General features: G+C 63.4%; 19 protein-coding genes. 14 read left to right on the top strand and 5 right to left on the bottom strand.

Going from position 1 to position 15,821, the window contains the following annotated elements; all coding sequences use genetic code 11:
- The first annotated feature begins 76 nt into the window (after positions 1–76).
- Entirely contained in the window at positions 77–1,663 is a 1,587-nt protein-coding gene (locus LOM8899_RS16280) for a proton-conducting transporter transmembrane domain-containing protein (protein ID WP_093993395.1), read from the top strand.
- Positions 1,660–4,062: a YbcC family protein gene (locus LOM8899_RS16275; RefSeq protein WP_093993310.1), complete on the top strand. Its 2,403-nt coding sequence runs from the start codon at positions 1,660–1,662 to the stop codon at positions 4,060–4,062. The genes LOM8899_RS16280 and LOM8899_RS16275 overlap by 4 nt, the downstream gene beginning before the upstream one ends.
- 25 nt (positions 4,063–4,087) lie before the next feature.
- Here LOM8899_RS16275 and LOM8899_RS16270 read toward each other — a convergent pair whose 3' ends face one another.
- Positions 4,088–4,324 (bottom strand): hypothetical protein, encoded by a 237-nt coding sequence (locus LOM8899_RS16270; RefSeq protein ID WP_093993309.1) that lies wholly within the window; start codon positions 4,322–4,324, stop codon positions 4,088–4,090.
- Between the two features lie 162 nt (positions 4,325–4,486).
- Between LOM8899_RS16270 and LOM8899_RS16265 the strand changes: the two genes are divergently transcribed.
- The 9 genes from LOM8899_RS16265 (at position 4,487) to LOM8899_RS16225 (ending at position 11,340) form a co-directional block, all read left to right on the top strand.
- Positions 4,487–5,206 carry a Crp/Fnr family transcriptional regulator gene (locus tag LOM8899_RS16265; protein WP_245820580.1) on the top strand — a complete coding sequence of 240 codons (720 nt, stop codon included), beginning with the start codon at positions 4,487–4,489 and terminating at the stop codon, positions 5,204–5,206.
- A 176-nt stretch (positions 5,207–5,382) separates the two neighbouring features.
- Positions 5,383–5,802 carry a cupin domain-containing protein gene (locus LOM8899_RS16260; RefSeq protein ID WP_093993307.1) on the top strand — a complete coding sequence of 140 codons (420 nt, stop codon included), beginning with the start codon at positions 5,383–5,385 and terminating at the stop codon, positions 5,800–5,802.
- An 87-nt stretch (positions 5,803–5,889) separates the two neighbouring features.
- Positions 5,890–6,195 carry a hypothetical protein gene (locus LOM8899_RS16255; protein WP_133065055.1) on the top strand — a complete coding sequence of 102 codons (306 nt, stop codon included), beginning with the start codon at positions 5,890–5,892 and terminating at the stop codon, positions 6,193–6,195.
- Entirely contained in the window at positions 6,192–6,575 is a 384-nt protein-coding gene (locus LOM8899_RS16250) for a hypothetical protein (RefSeq protein WP_093993305.1), read from the top strand. The genes LOM8899_RS16255 and LOM8899_RS16250 overlap by 4 nt, the downstream gene beginning before the upstream one ends.
- Before the next feature lie 245 nt (positions 6,576–6,820).
- Positions 6,821–7,765 carry a DnaJ C-terminal domain-containing protein gene (locus LOM8899_RS16245; protein ID WP_093993304.1) on the top strand — a complete coding sequence of 315 codons (945 nt, stop codon included), beginning with the start codon at positions 6,821–6,823 and terminating at the stop codon, positions 7,763–7,765.
- On the top strand, positions 7,762–8,109 hold the full coding sequence (locus LOM8899_RS16240) for a chaperone modulator CbpM (RefSeq protein ID WP_093993303.1): 348 nt from the start codon (positions 7,762–7,764) through the stop codon (positions 8,107–8,109). The genes LOM8899_RS16245 and LOM8899_RS16240 overlap by 4 nt, the downstream gene beginning before the upstream one ends.
- Positions 8,110–8,712: 603 nt before the next feature.
- Positions 8,713–9,669 carry a tRNA dihydrouridine(20/20a) synthase DusA gene (gene dusA, locus LOM8899_RS16235; RefSeq protein ID WP_245820579.1) on the top strand — a complete coding sequence of 319 codons (957 nt, stop codon included), beginning with the start codon at positions 8,713–8,715 and terminating at the stop codon, positions 9,667–9,669.
- Positions 9,670–9,751: 82 nt separating this feature from the next.
- Positions 9,752–10,576, top strand: coding sequence for a sulfite exporter TauE/SafE family protein (locus LOM8899_RS16230; RefSeq protein WP_093993301.1), 825 nt, complete (start codon positions 9,752–9,754; stop codon positions 10,574–10,576).
- Positions 10,573–11,340: a hypothetical protein gene (locus LOM8899_RS16225; RefSeq protein WP_093993300.1), complete on the top strand. Its 768-nt coding sequence runs from the start codon at positions 10,573–10,575 to the stop codon at positions 11,338–11,340. Before LOM8899_RS16230 ends, LOM8899_RS16225 begins: the two co-directional genes overlap by 4 nt.
- A gap of 186 nt (positions 11,341–11,526) precedes the next feature.
- Here the strand turns inward: LOM8899_RS16225 and LOM8899_RS16220 are convergent, their stop codons facing one another.
- The 3 genes from LOM8899_RS16220 to ccmI are packed head-to-tail and all read right to left on the bottom strand — an operon-like array spanning position 11,527 to position 13,486.
- Complete coding sequence (locus LOM8899_RS16220) at positions 11,527–11,778, bottom strand: DUF1289 domain-containing protein (RefSeq protein ID WP_093993299.1); 252 nt, start codon at positions 11,776–11,778, stop codon at positions 11,527–11,529.
- Positions 11,775–12,251 (bottom strand): Holliday junction resolvase RuvX, encoded by a 477-nt coding sequence (ruvX, locus tag LOM8899_RS16215; protein WP_093993298.1) that lies wholly within the window; start codon positions 12,249–12,251, stop codon positions 11,775–11,777. Before ruvX ends, LOM8899_RS16220 begins: the two co-directional genes overlap by 4 nt.
- Positions 12,248–13,486, bottom strand: a complete 1,239-nt coding sequence (gene ccmI / locus LOM8899_RS16210; RefSeq protein ID WP_093993297.1) for a c-type cytochrome biogenesis protein CcmI — start codon at positions 13,484–13,486, stop codon at positions 12,248–12,250. The genes ruvX and ccmI overlap by 4 nt, the downstream gene beginning before the upstream one ends.
- A 183-nt stretch (positions 13,487–13,669) precedes the next feature.
- Here ccmI and LOM8899_RS16205 point away from each other — a divergent pair, with 183 nt between their 5' ends.
- Positions 13,670–14,920, top strand: a complete 1,251-nt coding sequence (locus tag LOM8899_RS16205; RefSeq protein ID WP_093993296.1) for a sarcosine oxidase subunit beta family protein — start codon at positions 13,670–13,672, stop codon at positions 14,918–14,920.
- Between the two features lie 20 nt (positions 14,921–14,940).
- Here the strand turns inward: LOM8899_RS16205 and LOM8899_RS23455 are convergent, their stop codons facing one another.
- The gene (locus LOM8899_RS23455) at positions 14,941–15,081 is read right to left on the bottom strand and encodes a hypothetical protein (RefSeq protein WP_168770570.1); all 141 of its coding nucleotides are present in this window, start codon (positions 15,079–15,081) and stop codon (positions 14,941–14,943) included.
- A 140-nt stretch (positions 15,082–15,221) separates the two neighbouring features.
- On the opposite strand from LOM8899_RS23455, the gene LOM8899_RS16200 reads away from it, so the two are divergent.
- Complete coding sequence (locus LOM8899_RS16200) at positions 15,222–15,407, top strand: hypothetical protein (protein WP_093993295.1); 186 nt, start codon at positions 15,222–15,224, stop codon at positions 15,405–15,407.
- A 132-nt stretch (positions 15,408–15,539) separates the two neighbouring features.
- Positions 15,540–15,749 (top strand): hypothetical protein, encoded by a 210-nt coding sequence (locus tag LOM8899_RS16195; protein WP_093993294.1) that lies wholly within the window; start codon positions 15,540–15,542, stop codon positions 15,747–15,749.
- The last annotated feature ends 72 nt before the right edge of the window (positions 15,750–15,821 follow it).

Here is a 15,821-nt window from a genome sequence, read left to right as displayed (position 1 = left end):
GCGAACAATGAATTTTTCTATCGAAACCGCTTTCCTTATGAGGTGCCCAATGCCTTGCCCCTGAATGGAGACGGTGATGTCGATTTACCTCTTGCCGCTGTTGGCCCCCTGTTTGCTGCTTTGCACGGCCGTTGTGTTGCACCTCAAGCGAGGGATCGCGCCACGGGACGGCGCAAGGCTCGGGGAGGCTGCGGCCGCTTCCGCTCTCTTCGTGACCCTTGCCGCAATGGTCTCGTTAATCCTCGCCGGTCCGGGGAGCAGCCCGTTTCTGGGCCTGATGGGCATCGGTCTGTCGGCTCGCGTGGACGTCGTGAGCGTGACGATGCTTCTCTTGGTGTCCTTCATCGGGTGGGTGGTGGTGCGCTATTCCCGGACCTATCTGGACGGGGAGGCCCGCCAGACCGACTTTACCATCTGGCTGATGGCGACATTGGGCTCGGTCCTGCTCCTCGTCCAGTCGGGCGCTTTGCTGCAATTCGTCGGGGCATGGATCGCAACGAGTCTATGTCTGCACAGGCTGTTGCTGTTCTATCCGACGCGCTTGGCGGCGCGTCGGGCGGGGTTCAAGAAATACGTGACCGCACGTGTGGGCGACGCGGCCCTGATCGGCGCTGCCGCCCTGCTGGTCGCGGCATACGGCACCACGCAAATCTCAGACATTCTGATGGCGGCAAGGGCTGGCGAAGGCGGCGGGCTTGCTGCCGGTGCCGCAGCCTTGCTGGCATTCGCCGCGATCCTCAAATCGGCGCAGTTCCCGACTCACGGCTGGCTGACCGAGGTGATGGAAGCGCCGACACCTGTTTCCGCGCTCCTTCATGCGGGCGTGGTGAACGGCGGCGGGTTCTTGTTGATCCGTTTTGCGGATGTGATGCTGTTGTCGCCGCTGGTGTTGGCCGTGTTGGCCGCGATCGGGGGCTTTACGGCCCTGTTCGGCGGGGTGGTCATGCTCACCCAGCCAACTGTCAAAGTCTCTTTGGCGTGGTCCACGGTGGCGCAGATGGGGTTCATGATCCTGCAATGCGGCCTGGCGCTGTTTCCACTGGCGCTGCTGCACATTGTGGCGCATTCGCTCTACAAGGCTCACGCCTTTCTGTCGGCAGGTGGAGCCGTTGAGCGCGTCGCCGCCATTCGCAGACCCGGCCCGGTGGCGATTCCAAACCTGAGATCCGTCGGTCTGGCCTTTGCGCTGGCACTGCTGATCTATGGTCTGGTCTATCTGGCGACGGGGCTGCTGATCGGTTTTGGGGCCAAGTCCCCACAGGCGGTGGCGCTGGGCGCGATCCTGATCTTTGGCGTGGCCTATCTGCTGGCCCAGGGGCTGGCCGATGCGGCCCCGCGCGCTTTGACACGACGGACCGCGCTGGCGTCGGTGCTGGCGACGGTGGCCTACGTGGCGTTCCAACGTGGATCGGAGTGGTTGACGGCGGGCACCTTGCCTCCCGCGCCGGCGGTCGGCCCGCTGGAATGGGCGCTGATCCTGCTCGCGCTGATCAGCTTTGGCGCGGTGGCGCTGGCGCAGGCGACCTTGCCGTTGTGGTCGCACCATCCAGCGGCGCAGGGGCTACGCATCCATCTCTCAAATGGCCTGTATATCAACGCCGTCGAAGACCGTCTGCTCAAGGGCTGGTCGACCAAATCCAAGATCGAAGGAGCTGCATCATGAAGGCCGAAACACACGCCGGGTTCTCTGGCGCGCACCTTGAGTTCATTGCCGATGCGGAAGCGGCCTGCCGCGCCATCCCACCGCTCTGGCCCTTGTCCTCCTCCGTCGCGGTCAACCCGTTCCTGGGGCAGGCGGATCGCCCCTTGCCGGAGGTTTCCAGCCTATTGTCACGGGTTGCGGGCACCGAGGCGACGATGCCGAACGCCTGGTATCAGAGCCGCATTGCCGATGGCACGATCAATGATGCGGATCTTATCGCGGCGCTGGCAGATGCCCCCGCGGGCGCGCCGGCCAGTCTGGAGGCCCTGAAGGCAGCGGCACTGGCACCGGACGACGCGGTGAGTGCGCTTCCGACGGTTGCCGATTGCGCGGCAGAGGTCTCCGGCACGGATTGGCCACGCCTGATCGAGGATCGGATCGGTGCCTGGGCCGCGGGCTATTTCGACACCGGGCAGGCGCTTTGGCAGGTCAGCCCCGGTAGCGGTGCCTTTGAATGCTGGCAGCTCTTCGCCAGCCGCGACCTGACCCCCGAGATCGCGGGTCTCACGGGGTTTGCCGCCACGGTTTCCGAATTGCCTACGCGCGCGCGGACCGTTCTGTCGCTGGCATGCGATGCCGTCGGTCTCTCCCATGCCGCCGCGCCAACCTATTTCCATCAGTTGTTGCTCGGCCTTGGCGGGTGGGCGCAACTCGCCCGTCAAAGGTTGTGGGAGGCGGAGTTGTCCGGTGGGTCCGACCCGATCACCGGCGATATGCTGGCCATACGCCTTGTCTGGGAACAGGCTCTCATGGAGCGGTACGGCGATCAGATCCGGGCGCGGTGGGCGCAGGTCGTCGCGGAACATGCCGAGAAACCCAAGCCGACGTCGTCTCAGATCGCGAAAGCGATCCTTCAGGACGCGGCGGAACGGGCAGGGCAGAGAACATTGGCCGCAACGCTTGCCGGGTCGGATCAGCCGCAGCCCGATGGACGCCCGGAGTTGCAGGCCGCGTTCTGCATCGACGTCCGCTCCGAGGTGTTTCGCCGTGCTTTGGAGACGGTGCACCCGGAGTGCCAGACGCTCGGGTTTGCCGGCTTCTTTGGCGTGACCGCCGGGCATCGGGATTTCGCGTCAGACGTCGTCGAGGCACGTTTGCCGGTCTTGTTGACGCCGGGCCTGCAAAGCTCGGCTACCGCACCCGAAGCCGCCGCGGCCGACCTTGCGGCCCGTGTGGGCGCACGGGCGGCGCGGGCCTGGGGCCGGTTCAAGCTGGCCGCGGTGTCGTCCTTTGCCTTTGTCGAGGCGACCGGCCCCGTCTATGTCGGCAAGCTGTTGCGCGATGCGATGCGGTTGCCGCATGGGCGGCAAAGCGACACGCCCCAGCCGCGTTTCAGCGATGATTTCGCGACCGCCGACCGGATCGCGGCAGCGGGCAAAATCCTGCGCGCCATGTCTCTGACCGAGAATTTTGCCCCCTTGGTCCTGCTGGTTGGCCATGGTTCGAGCGTGGTGAACAATCCGAATGCAAGCGCATTGCAATGCGGGGCCTGCGGTGGCTATGCGGGAGATGTGAACGCCCGGCTGCTGGCGGGATTGCTGAACGAGCCGTCCGTCAGGGAAGGCCTTGCCGAGGAGGGTATCCACATCCCTGCGGACACGATCTTTGTGGGAGCGTTGCACGATACCTCGAACGACACTGTCACCCTATTCGACACCGACGACATCGAACAGCGGTTTGCCGCCAGCCTAAGCAGAGCCAAGGAAGGACTCGCCGCGGCGGGTCGGATCGCCCGGACGGAACGTGCGCTGCGTCTGCCGAGAGCCGAGGACGGTGATGCCGTCTCGAGTCGCGGCACCGATTGGGCCGAGACCCGGCCCGAATGGGCTCTGGCCGGGTGCAATGCCTTTATCGCGGCGCCGCGCGGCAGGACTCGCGGCAAGGCCCTGAACGGCAAGGCATTCCTGCATGACTATGATTGGACCGAGGACGAAGGATTTGCGGTACTCGAATTGATCCTGACCGCGCCCGTCGTCGTCGCAAGCTGGATCAGCTTGCAGTATTACGGCTCTGTCGTCGCTCCGGACGTGTTCGGCGGTGGTAACAAGCTGTTGCACAACGTCACTGGCGGGATCGGCGTCGTCGAAGGCAACGGCGGCGTACTGCGAGCGGGCCTGCCGACGCAGTCCGTCCATGACGGCAGCGCATTCGTCCACGATCCCCTACGCTTGTCGGTTTGCCTGGAGGCGCCGGCCGAGGCGGTAGCGGAGATCCTCTCGCGCCACTCGCAGGTGAGTGCCCTGTTCGACAATCGTTGGCTGCATCTGCTGTTGCTGGACGCCGCAGGACATATCGAGAGCCGCTATGTCGGGGGCCTGCGGTTCGAGCCGTTCGCAGTTGCCGCGGACCTTGCGGCCTGACTGCTGCGACGGGGGCGTCGGCGCGTCATATACGGCGCGCCGACCTGACCTCTTTTCTGAGCGAACGGATCAGGGCTGCGACGGCTCGGTGCATTTCCGGGTCGATGTCCGGCCCGCTCGCATTTTCGTGGCTGGCAGCGGCGTCTTCCAGCAAGCCTATGATCTCGCTCTCGGGCAGGATACGGGCGTCGCCGAGGGCAAGCAGCAACGCTTCGCAGATCGAGAGCGCGGCCACACCTGAGTATGTGTCGTGATTGGGCATTCTGTGGGTGCCTTCCGGGAATGACGAGTCCAGAGACCCTGAGCGGCTTTCCCCCATGTTTTCAGAGAACGCGCCGGTGTGCCCTGATCGACATTAGTCACCGTCCGGTCTATTTGAGTGTGCGATCTGCAATGTCGTCCGGGAATGGGGCAACTCTGGGATATGAGGCCACTTGCGCGAAAACTTGGAGCTTTCGTCGCTCTGACCGATGACGAGCTGACGGTGCTCGACGGGCTGCACAAACGGCGTCGGACCTTTGTTGCCGGTCGTGAGTTGGTCCATCAGGGCCAATCGGATCGCTCGGCCTATGTCATGATCTCTGGCTGGGCCTGTTCCTACAAGCTGTTGCCCGACGGTCAGCGCCAGATCGTCGACTTCCAGATACCCGGCGACTTTCTGGGCCTGCGCAGCATCCTGCTCCATATGTCCGATCACACGATCGAGCCTGTCACGGATATCGAGGTCACCGAGATCCATGTTTCCGATCTGCTCGACGCCTTTGCCAGTGCGCCGCGTCTTGCCACCGCGGTGTTGTGGGCGGCGTCGCGGGACGAGGCGATGGTGGTCGAACATCTGGTCGATGTCGGTCGGCGGGATGCGGCCCAGCGAATGGCCCATTTCCTGTTGGAGCTGGGGTCACGCCTGACCTTGGCCGGCATGGGAAGCCGCGACGGTTTTGCCTGTCCCTTGACCCAATACCTTCTGGCCGACGCTCTGGGTCTGAGCTCGGTGCATGTCAATCGCGTGCTGCGACAGCTGCGCGAGGCGGGGATGGTGACATTCCGCGATGGTCAGGTGACGTTTCAGGATCATGACCGTTTGGCCGAATTTGCCGAATTCGATCCGACCTACCTCGATCAGGTCGGACCGCTTCTGACCTGACCTCGCATTTGTCTTGCCGGCCCATAAGCCGGCTGCGGCCTTCTGGCGCGTGCTTCTGCCCCATACCATGCCGATGAATGGCCGCGGGATTAACCCTGATCAGTGCGCGGCGCCGAATTAGGCGACACAGTGCAAGGCATACACATGCCAGACAAAGCAGAAGGCGGAGACTTGTCATGATCGGATACATCGCGGATATCGCGGAGCGGGCCGAAAACAACACCAGTTACAGACATGTCCTGTATTCAGGAACCAAGTTGCAGTTGGTCTTGATGTCACTTGCCCCGAGCGAAGACATCGGTGGAGAGATCCACCACGATACGGATCAGTTCTTTTGCATTCAGGCTGGAAAGGGACGGATCGTGATCGACGGCGTCCCTCACAAGCTGGAGCCCGGCGACGGGGTTGTCGTTCCCGCCGGGGCGCATCACAATGTCATCTGCACGGGCCACGAGCCTCTCAAACTCTATACGATCTATGGCCCGCCCCATCACAAGGACCATCTGGTTCAAAAGACCAAGGCGGAGGCAGAGGCATCGGACGAAGCCTTCGAAGGGCAGGCCACCGAGAAACCAACGGATGTGGTTCGGGTATAGTCGCTTAGACACGCGCTTCGGCCGCCCTATATCTTCGCATACCGAAAAAGAACCGTGGACCGGATTTTTCACTGAATGGAGTTTCAAATGCCGCAAAGCCGCAATGCCGAAGAGACGATGGCCAGTGATCTGGAAGCCGTTCGCAAGCAACTGGCCGCGCTGAAGGAAGACATGGCCAGCCTTGCAGAGACCATGGCCGGAATCGCGGGCCGCCGGAGCAGCAACCTGACGGCCGATATCGCCGACGGGTTGGAAGAGGCCAAGAGATACGCCGCCAGCAGCGGCAAATCCGTTGAGCGCCAGATCGAGGCCTCGGTGGTCGAGCACCCGATGATGACCCTCGGGTTGGCCGCGCTTGCCGGGTTTCTCGTCGGCACGATGTCACGTCGGTGAACAGACTGCTGCACGATCTGACGCAGGCCCTCGAAGACGGGGCCCGCGTTGCTCTGCGTGACGTCTTGGCGCGACTGATGCTCGCCACGCTCGGCGTCCTGATGGTGATTGCAGGTGTTGGCTTCTGCATTGCCGCCGGTTTCATTGCGCTGAGTGACGCCTTGGGGCCGATTTGGGCTTCGGTTCTTTTGGGGGCCGGTTCCCTGATCGTTGGGGCCCTTCTATTGGCCTTTGCCAACCGCCGCGCGGGAAGCCGAGAACCGGTTGCTCCGCCGCCGCCGAAGGAGGCGGAGCAACACCCTGTCGACCCTGCCACCTTGGCGGTGTTTACAGCCGCATTCGTCGCCGGCCGCTATGTTGCGGGCAAAAAGCGCGAGTGACGCCTTTCCCGGCGTTGTGATCGGGTCAGTGCCCCCAGCCTTCCCGCGCGATCATGACCGCCATATGCCACTTTGCCTTGCCCGAGCCTGGCCGAATTCGTCAGCGCCGGACCTGACCGAACAGCGTTGTCTCCGCATTGATTTGGATCAGGGATCCGTCAGGGCGGATATGACACTTTGGCCCGGAGTTGTGCCGACGGTCGCTGATGATCTGGAGGCGCGTTGGTCAGGCAAGAGGAGGTGTGATGCCCAAAGATCCCTATGCGGCCCTTGGATTGACCAAGTCGGCATCGGCGGAGGATATCAAGAAGGCTTATCGCAAGCTCGTGCGCACGAGCCATCCGGACCTGCACCCGGACGATGCCGGAGCCGAGGCGAGGTTCAAGGAGATCTCCTTGGCCTATGACCTGTTGAAAGATCCCGACACCCGCGCCCGGTTCGATGCAGGAGAGATCGACGCGCAAGGTGCAGAGCGTCCGCAACGCCAATATTACCGCGATTTCTCGGACACCCCCGACAACGCCTATCACGGGCGTGCCGGCTTTGATCGGTCCGAGGACCCGGCCGACATATTCGCAGAAATCTTGCGCAATCGCGCCCGCCAAGGCGGTGGCGAATATGGCGAGCGTGGCTTTCGCGCGGCCGGGCCGGATGTCCGCTACAGTCTGGAGGTGCCCTTCCTCGACGCGGCGCGCGGGACCGAGACCAAGATCACACTGCCGGACGGCCAGAGCCTCGCTGTCAGGATCCCGCGGGGAACAGAGGACGGTCAGACCCTGCGCCTGCGGGGCAAGGGTGAAGCCGGGTTCGGCGGCGGCTCGCCGGGGGATGCGTATATCACGATCCTCGTGCGGCCCCATCCAGTCTTTCGTCGGGACGGCGATGACATCTTGATCACCCTGCCGATCACCATCGACGAGGCCGTTCTCGGCGGCAAGGTGACGACACCGACGATTGACGGACCTGTCGGCCTGACGATCCCGGCCGGTGCCAGCTCTGGCCGGGTTTTGCGATTGCGCGGTCGCGGTATCGAGCGGGCAGGGCAAAAGGCCAAAGGCGACCAGAAGGTCGAACTGACAATCATCGCGCCTCCGGAGCCCGATGACGCGTTGCGCGATTTCCTTTCGGAATGGCGCAAGACCCATACATTCGACCCGCGTGCCGAGCTGCTAAGGAGAGCAGGACAATGACGGACCGATACTCGGAGGATCAAGTCGTCACGATCGTCACGCGACTGACGCGGACCGAGCTCGTCCGCTTCGTCGAAGGTGAATTCGTCAAACCGAAGCGAGGCGCCGGCGGATATGAATTCCGGCGTATCGATATCGCACGGCTCGAACTGTTGTGTGATCTGTCACAGGACCTCGATCTGGATGAGACTGCTATTGGCATCGTGATTTCGCTCATTGATCAGTTGCATGCGGCACGGCAGGATTTGACCGCCATGGCCCGCGCGATCGAGATCCTGCCACCTGAGTTGCGCGACAGCGTTCTTGAGGCGCTCAAACAGGATAAACCGTTCGATTCCGCCTGAGCCGGGAGATATGTCGACTGATGAACACGATGCCGTAGCCATGGTGAGCAAAGACTGCGATGATCGACGCGATCTACGTCAAAGCATATCGCACGGCATCCAGTTTGGGGCGTCAAAAGGGGCGAGGCCGCCTGATCGGCAGTCCTAAAAACTGAGGACGCGTCGGAACCAGATATGACAGATGCCCGAAGGTCTTAGTGTCAGCCACCGCCCTCGCGGCCTAGCTTCTGCTAGGTGGTTTCCCAACAGCGCACATGCGTCTATATACAGCTCAACGAGATCACCAAACGTTGCAAAGCGGGCGGTGGACGACTTGTTCGGTGCCGGACCCCGATCAACACGCGTCTCCGCCTGACGGGCCCATTTGTGAGCGTCGTTACGGCGGTGAAGGGCCTCGCTGGCGGAGCGGCCCTTGCGTCTGATCTGGACCCGGTATCCACCGGCCGGAAGCTCGCCTATTGTGGCCACATCGTGCGCCATGCGTCGTAAAAGGGGCAATCGGGGATATTGGGGCGTATTCCTGCGTAGGGATCTGTCAAACAACATTTTGAGCGTGCAGGAAAAATGAAGATAAATCGAAACGCTAGGCTTTCAGTTGCGCCCATGATGGATTGGACCGACCGGCATTGCCGTGTCTTTCATCGGGCTATCACGCGTGAAGCGCTGCTTTATACGGAGATGGTCACAGCGCCGGCGATTGTTCATGGCGACCGCGATCGTCTGCTTGGATTTGACCCGGTCGAACATCCGGTCGCCCTGCAACTGGGAGGTGCCGATCCGACGCAACTGGCTCGGGCTACGAAAATCGCGGCCGAATATGGGTATGACGAGATCAACCTCAATTGCGGCTGCCCGTCCGACCGGGTTCAATCCGGTGCCTTTGGCGCGGTTCTGATGGAGACGCCTGATCTCGTGGCCGATTGCGTGGCTGCGATGATGTCTGCCTCACCGGTGGAGGTGACCGTGAAATGCCGGATTGGAGTGGACGATCAGGTGCCTGCCGAGATCCTGCCGCGGTTTTTGGAAACCGTTTCCGCCGGCGGAGTGCGCCGCTTTTCGATCCACGCCCGCAAGGCCTGGCTTCAGGGGCTCTCGCCCAAGGAAAACCGCGATATTCCCCCGTTGGATTATCCCCTTGTTTTCGAGATGAAAAAGGCGTTTCCAGAATTGCACATTTCAATAAACGGCGGAATCACGACGCTCGATCAGGCCGAAGAAATGCTGGCTGGCGGATTGGATGGTGTGATGATCGGTCGGGCTGCGTATCAGACGCCGTTCGACGCCTTGTCCGAGGTCGACGAACGGCTGTTCGGTGCCGGACCCGGCCCGACCGCCGCCGAGGTGATTGAACGCATGCGCCCCTATATCGCCGCCCATCTGGAGGCCGGTGGCCGGTTGCATCAGATCACGCGGCACATGCTTGGACTGTTCGCCGGGAAACCCGGTGCGCGGGGATGGCGGCGGGTCTTGTCCGAGGGGGCGAGCAAAGACGGGGCGGGGCTACAGCTGCTCGATCAGGCATTGGAGCAGGTCGACGAGGCCCGGTTTCAAACGGTTTGAGGCGGGTTGGCGCGCTTTTCCCATTGTGAAATCGACCCTTACAGGAACAGATGGGCGCAGACCCTAATCCCGGAGACCGAAGATGCCCGATCTGATGTTGCTGCTGAGCATGGCGGTCCTTTTGCTGGTGATTGGCGCCTTTGCGGGTGTCTTGGCCGGGCTGCTTGGGGTGGGCGGCGGCATCGTGCTGGTTCCGGCGTTCTTCTATGCGTTTCAAGTGCTTGGATATGACAGCCCGCAGCTGATGCAGATGTGTCTGGCGACGTCGCTGGCCACGATCATCGTCACCTCGATCCGGTCGGTTCTGGCGCACAATCGCAAGGGTGCCGTGGATTGGGAGATCCTGCGTGGCTGGGCGCCGGGGATCGTCGTCGGATCGCTTTTCGGCGTTGCCTTGGCGGCGAGTTTGCGGTCCGGTGCGTTGCAGTTGATCTTTGGATTTTTGGCAATGATCGTCGCACTTTACATGACATTTGGCCGCTCCTCATGGCGGCTGGGCCAAGCGATGCCGGTGGGCCCCGTGCGGTGGGCGATGTCGCCTGTCTTGGGCTTTTTGTCGGTGTTGATGGGCATTGGCGGCGGGTCTTTTGGCGTGCCGGTGATGTCGCTGTTCGGAGTGCCGATTCACAGGGCCGTGGCGACGGCGGCGGGCTTTGGGGTTTTGATCGCGGTGCCGTCGGTGGCGGGCTTTTTGCTGGTGCAGATGCCGGAGGGAGCGACCCCGCCCTTGACCATCGGTGCGGTCAATCTGGTGGCCTTTGGATTGGTCATCGCGATGACCCTGATCACGGCGCCGATCGGGGCCGGCTTGGCGCATAGGACCGACGCCGCCCGGCTAAAGCGCACATTCGGAATTTTCCTTTTTCTCGTGGCACTTAACATGCTTCGCAAGGCCGTTTTTGCATGAGCCTCACGACCCGGGGATACGCTGTTTTACCAGCGGATTCAGGGGTGTTGGAATGGGCGGAGGCGGCAGCGGTGCGGGCGCGGACGCTGGTGGCGTCGGAGGCTGCCCGGGCCAAATGGTTGCGCCATGGCGGCACGTGGTTCGTTGGCGTGGATATGCTGGATAATGCCGGGGACGGCAGCCTTGACGGCGTGCCACTGACCGGCCCTTGGGAGCAGCTTGTCGCGCCACAGGAGCACTGGCACAAGGCGCAGATTTCCGTGGTTTATCAGGGGTATCCGCGCCGGGATGAAAGCGAATCCGACACCGCTTTCGCGTTTCGTCGGGACAGGTTTGCGGCTCATTTGGACGGCCTCTTGCCGGTGGGGCCGAACCGGCGGCGGATGCTGAAGGAGCCGCACGCCTTTATCCTTGGGATGGCGCTGAACGCCGCGTCGCCAGAGGCCGCGCCTTTGGTCGTTTACGAGGGCAGTCACCACGTGATTCGTGAGGCTTTTGCGAACAGGTTCAAGGGGTTGGAGCCTGATGCTTATGCGGAGGTCGACCTGACGGATGTCTATCAAGAGGCGCGGCGAACGGTGTTCGACCGCTGTCCGCCGCGCAAACTGCCGCTTTTGCCGGGGCAGTCGGTGCTGGTGCATCGTTTGGCCATTCATGGAATTGCGCCATGGAAATCAGGGGCTTGGGGGCCGGAAGAGGGGCGGATGATGGCCTATTTCCGCCCCCTTTTGGACCACCCGCAGGACTGGATCGAAGCCCCCTAACGGCGCTGTTTACCATTTCCCTGACGCCCGATTTCGGCTGCGGCAACACGTCGGTGTGCCGTCGGTATTCGGGCGGTGTCATGTTCGGTGCGGAGCCGAGGGGCGAAACGTCACCAGACCGCTCGGTCATCGCGGATCAGCGCGACGCATCGGCCTGCCGGGTGGGGCGACCCGCCCACCGCAACATCAGGAGTTTTGGCGCAACCGAGCGGCGCGGCCACCGCGGCGCTTCTTGAACTGGTCCGCACGACCCGGCAGATCGGCCATGACCTCTGCGCGGGCCTGGGGTGTCATCCGGCTCCATGCGCCGATCTCGTCGATGGAGCGCAGGCAGCCGGTGCAGAGCCGGGTGGCCGGATGGATCACGCAGATCTTGATGCAGGGGCTTTCGATCTCGGCCCGTTGCCAGATGGCTTCGATGGGGTCGGGTTTGGTCATCCGTTGCTCCGCATATGGGCCAGTCGGTCGAGCAGTCCTTGCAGGATATACCCGGCGGCGACGTGGTCGATCACCTCGGCGCGACGTTTGCGTGACGTATCCGCCTCGATCAGCGCCCGTTCGGCGGCGACGGTGCTGAGCCGCTCGTCCCAGAAGCTGATCGGCAGGTCTGTCAGCTTTTCGAGATTGCGGGCGAAGGCGCGGGTCGATTGGCAGCGCGGCCCTTCGGAGCCGTCCATGTTGCGCGGCAGGCCGAGCACGAAGCCGCCGAGTTCGCGCGCCTTGGCGATGTCGAGCAATCGCGCCGCATCCAGCCCGAATTTCTTGCGCCGGATGGTTTCCAGCGGCGTGGCCACCGAGAGCGACCGATCCGACACCGCGACACCGATGGTCACGGTGCCAAGGTCGAGCCCGGCAAGGGCGCGATTGCGGGGCAGGGCGTCGGCCAGCTCCTCGGGGGTTTCGAGGATCATTCGCCAAGCACTCCGGCCCGGTCGGCGGCCTCGCGCAGCACGGTCATCGCGGCTTCGGAGCTGCCGAAAACGCCCTGTGCCTCGACCCAGATCGCCTCGGCCTGTTCGGTATCGCCGAGCACCCCGTAGGCGCCGATCAGACGCGCCCATTCTTCGGCAGTGCCGCCCTGCGTGGCCAACCTGTCGGACAGTTGCGCGACCATCCCTTCGATCATGGCCTGCTGATCTTCGGCGCTCATGTCGCGGGCGGCGGCCATCATATCGGCATCCGGGCCACGCAGTTCGGGCAGGGTATATTCAACCCCGGCCCGGAAGGCGACGTCTTCGATCTGCATCCGCGCCAGTTCGACGTGCTGGTCGCTGCTGGAGCCTTCGTCGACGACCCCCCGCCAAAGACGGAAGGCCACGTCCGGCCTGTCGGTCTGGGCGTAGAGCAGCCCCATGTAATACCGCGCCCCGATGTTGGAGGGATCGCGGTCGAGGATCCCGACGAGGATCGCCTCGGCCTCTGGCGAGACAAAGCCCTGCGCGGCCGCCACCATCCTGTCGATCAGCGCGATCCTGTCAGCCTCTGTCGCGTCATTGCCCTTGAGCTGGATCACCCGTTCCTGCGCCCGCGCGGCGGCCCCGAATTGCCCGAGCCGTGCCTCGTGCAGCGCCAGCAGTTCCCAGCCCCGCATATCCTCGGGCCGTTCGGGCACGATGCTGCGCAACTCCTCGACCATTGCAAGGTAGTCGTCTGGCACGCCTGCGGGCGGCAGCGGCCCGCTCAGCCCCTGGGCCATCCATTGCGCGGCGACCAGTTGTTCGGCTTCGGCTTGGCTGATCCGTCCGGCCCGCATCTGGGCGCTGTCCGCGATCCGCTGCGCCAGCGGGATGTCGGGATAGCCCGGCGCCCCGAGCCGTTCATAGCCCCAGAGCCCGCCGCCGATGACGACGAGCCCGCTGATCGCGGCGACGATCAGGGTGGCCCGCTTGGGCGCTTCGTTCACCGCCTGCGCCCCGGCCTTGTCCGCAGCCAAGAGTCTGCGGGCGACTTCGGTCCGCGTCCGTTCTGCCTCGTCTGCTGCCAGGGTGCCCCGTGCCAGATCCCGGTCGATCTCGGCCAGTTGATCCCGGTAGAGCGCCACGTCCGGCGTGTCGCTCGCGTCCTCGTTCGACCGCCGGAGCAGCGCGGGAAGCAGCGTTCCGGCCACCGCAGCGGCCATTAGCGTGGCTATGATCCAGAACAGCATAGGAGTGCGGCCTTATGACGTTTCATTGCTCGTTATCTACGCATCCTTGGCCTCTTGCGAAAGGGGCGCACCCCCAGTTGTCGCATTCGGGGGGCTATGTGACGCAGCCAGTCGCCATTTTCCTTTGCACCGGGTCCAATTATCCCCAAGAGATGCCGCGTCTGACCCAGAGGGGATTCGCCTGTGAAGAAACGCTATTCCGTGTTTGCCATCGCCAAGGAGGCCGCCCGCCATCATCTTGGCTGGGAACGTGCATGGGCCGCGCCCAGCCCGAAGCCGAAATACGACGCGATTATCGTCGGTGCCGGTGGCCACGGCTTGGCGACCGCCTATTACCTCGGCAAGAACCACGGTCTGCGCAATGTCGCCATTCTCGAAAAGGGCTGGCTGGGCGGTGGCAATACAGGCCGCAATACGACGATCATCCGGTCGAACTATCTGCAGGATCCGTCCGCCGCGATCTATGAGAAATCCCGTTCCCTCTATGAGACGCTGAGCCAGGATCTGAACTACAACATCATGTTTTCGCCGCGCGGCGTGATCATGCTCGCCCAGACACAGGCCGAGATCCGGGGCTATCAGCGCACCGCCCATGCGAACGCCTTGCAGGGCGTCAAGACCGAGTGGATCGAGCCCCGCCGCGTCAAGGAACTGTGCCCGATCATCAACCTCGACGGTCCCCGCTATCCGGTGCTTGGCGGTCTGTATCAGGCCCGCGGCGGCACCGCCCGCCACGATGCGGTGGCCTGGGGCTATGCCCGCGCCTGTTCTGACATGGGCATGGACATCATCCAGCAGTGCGAAGTCACCGGCGTCTCGACGGAGGCTGGCAAGGTCACCGGCGTGACCACCACCAAGGGCGATATCGCTTGTGACAAGCTGGGTATCGTCGTGGCGGGCCATTCCAGCGCCTTGGCCGATATGGCTGGGTTCCGGTTGCCGATCGAGAGCGTGGCGCTTCAGGCGCTTGTTTCGGAGCCGATCAAGCCCGCGATGGACGTGGTCATCATGGCCAATACCGTTCATGGCTATATGTCCCAGTCCGACAAGGGCGAGATGGTCATCGGCGGCGGCACCGACGGGTTCAACAACTACACCCAGCGCGGGTCGTTCCATCATATCGAGGAGACCGTGCGGGCGCTGGTCGAGACATTTCCGATGATCAGCCGCCTCAAGATGCTGCGCCAGTGGGGCGGCATCGTGGATATGACGGGCGACCGGTCACCGATCATCTCGAAAACCCCCGTGGGCGGCATCTTCGTCAACTGTGGTTGGGGCACCGGCGGGTTCAAGGCGATCCCGGGTAGCGGCTGGGCGATGGCCGAACTGATGGCCAAGGGCGAGCCGGGGCCGTTGGCCGCCGAATTCACCGTCGACCGCTTCAAGGTTGGCAAGTTCATCGACGAAAGCGTGGCCGCAGGGGTGGCGCATTGACCGAACTGAGCCGCACTTTGTCAGGGATCGTAGCCACCGGTGCTGTCGCGCGGGTCGTCGCCGTGCGGCTTGGTTCCGCGACCGGCGCGGATCAGCACCACGGCCAGAAGCACGATGAGGACGAGGGGCCAGAGGGCCAGCAGTTCGGTCCAGTTTTCCATCACGGCTTTATAGCATCACAAGGCTATCGCTACAAATCCGCGCGCTGCGACGGACGGCCTCAAGCCTCGCCGGAGCGTCCAGCCTTGATCCCTGAGTCCATCGACGTATCTGTCCCGTGCACCAAGCAGGACAGACAGCAATGCGCCGACTTTATCACGCCGTCACCGACACCGACTGGCTCTACCTTCACCGCGGCAAGATCGCCGGTTTCGCCTTTGGCACCTTCGGGACGTGGACGATCACGCTGTTCTTTGTGGTCGCGATCACCGGGGTTCCGGTGGGCGGACAGCCAAAGCCGGTCGAGCAGGTTTACTTCATCGAGTGATCGGGCGGCGGATTGCCGACCCATCGGGGTGGTTTCGGCTGCCTTGCGCCGGAATGCACCGGGCATTCCTGCCGATCTGGGCCGGGCCGAAAGACCTGTCATTGTGAGACCGTTCCATAAGGAGGACTCAGCATGGCAGACTACATTTCCGGCACCGGCCGCAGCAGGGCCCCGATCTACCTCGGGATCGGCGCGGTCGCTTTGGTCATCATCCTCGGCCTGCTTTCCATGGGCGGTGGCGATGAGACAGTGCCGTCAACACCGCTTGTCGACCCAGAGCCCATCGCGGGCCCTGAGACCGTCGCGCCAACGGCCCCGGAACCGGTGGCCGTTCCAGAATAACCCACCACTCACACAAGACTCCGCAACTGGCGGGCGCTTCTCAGCGCTCGCCTTTTTGCCGTCTGACAGCCT

It is taken from the genome of Flavimaricola marinus (genome assembly GCF_900184895.1).
Lineage (GTDB): Bacteria > Pseudomonadota > Alphaproteobacteria > Rhodobacterales > Rhodobacteraceae > Flavimaricola > Flavimaricola marinus.
This window is presented reverse-complemented; position numbering and strand designations above follow the sequence as displayed.

Bases quoted from the DNA above. Each gene is read 5' to 3' on its own strand.
- LOM8899_RS16280 (WP_093993395.1), top strand. From the start codon at position 77: ATGTCGATTTACCTCTTGCCGCTGTTGGCCCCCTGTTTGCTGCTTTGC.
- LOM8899_RS16275 (WP_093993310.1), top strand. From the start codon at position 1,660: ATGAAGGCCGAAACACACGCCGGGTTCTCTGGCGCGCACCTTGAGTTC.
- LOM8899_RS16270 (WP_093993309.1), bottom strand. From the start codon at position 4,324: ATGCCCAATCACGACACATACTCAGGTGTGGCCGCGCTCTCGATCTGC.
- LOM8899_RS16265 (WP_245820580.1), top strand. From the start codon at position 4,487: ATGAGGCCACTTGCGCGAAAACTTGGAGCTTTCGTCGCTCTGACCGAT.
- LOM8899_RS16260 (WP_093993307.1), top strand. From the start codon at position 5,383: ATGATCGGATACATCGCGGATATCGCGGAGCGGGCCGAAAACAACACC.
- LOM8899_RS16255 (WP_133065055.1), top strand. From the start codon at position 5,890: ATGCCGCAAAGCCGCAATGCCGAAGAGACGATGGCCAGTGATCTGGAA.
- LOM8899_RS16245 (WP_093993304.1), top strand. From the start codon at position 6,821: ATGCCCAAAGATCCCTATGCGGCCCTTGGATTGACCAAGTCGGCATCG.
- LOM8899_RS16240 (WP_093993303.1), top strand. From the start codon at position 7,762: ATGACGGACCGATACTCGGAGGATCAAGTCGTCACGATCGTCACGCGA.
- dusA (WP_245820579.1), top strand. From the start codon at position 8,713: ATGATGGATTGGACCGACCGGCATTGCCGTGTCTTTCATCGGGCTATC.
- LOM8899_RS16230 (WP_093993301.1), top strand. From the start codon at position 9,752: ATGCCCGATCTGATGTTGCTGCTGAGCATGGCGGTCCTTTTGCTGGTG.
- LOM8899_RS16225 (WP_093993300.1), top strand. From the start codon at position 10,573: ATGAGCCTCACGACCCGGGGATACGCTGTTTTACCAGCGGATTCAGGG.
- LOM8899_RS16220 (WP_093993299.1), bottom strand. From the start codon at position 11,778: ATGACCAAACCCGACCCCATCGAAGCCATCTGGCAACGGGCCGAGATC.
- ruvX (WP_093993298.1), bottom strand. From the start codon at position 12,251: ATGATCCTCGAAACCCCCGAGGAGCTGGCCGACGCCCTGCCCCGCAAT.
- ccmI (WP_093993297.1), bottom strand. From the start codon at position 13,486: ATGCTGTTCTGGATCATAGCCACGCTAATGGCCGCTGCGGTGGCCGGA.
- LOM8899_RS23455 (WP_168770570.1), bottom strand. From the start codon at position 15,081: ATGGAAAACTGGACCGAACTGCTGGCCCTCTGGCCCCTCGTCCTCATC.
- LOM8899_RS16200 (WP_093993295.1), top strand. From the start codon at position 15,222: ATGCGCCGACTTTATCACGCCGTCACCGACACCGACTGGCTCTACCTT.
- LOM8899_RS16195 (WP_093993294.1), top strand. From the start codon at position 15,540: ATGGCAGACTACATTTCCGGCACCGGCCGCAGCAGGGCCCCGATCTAC.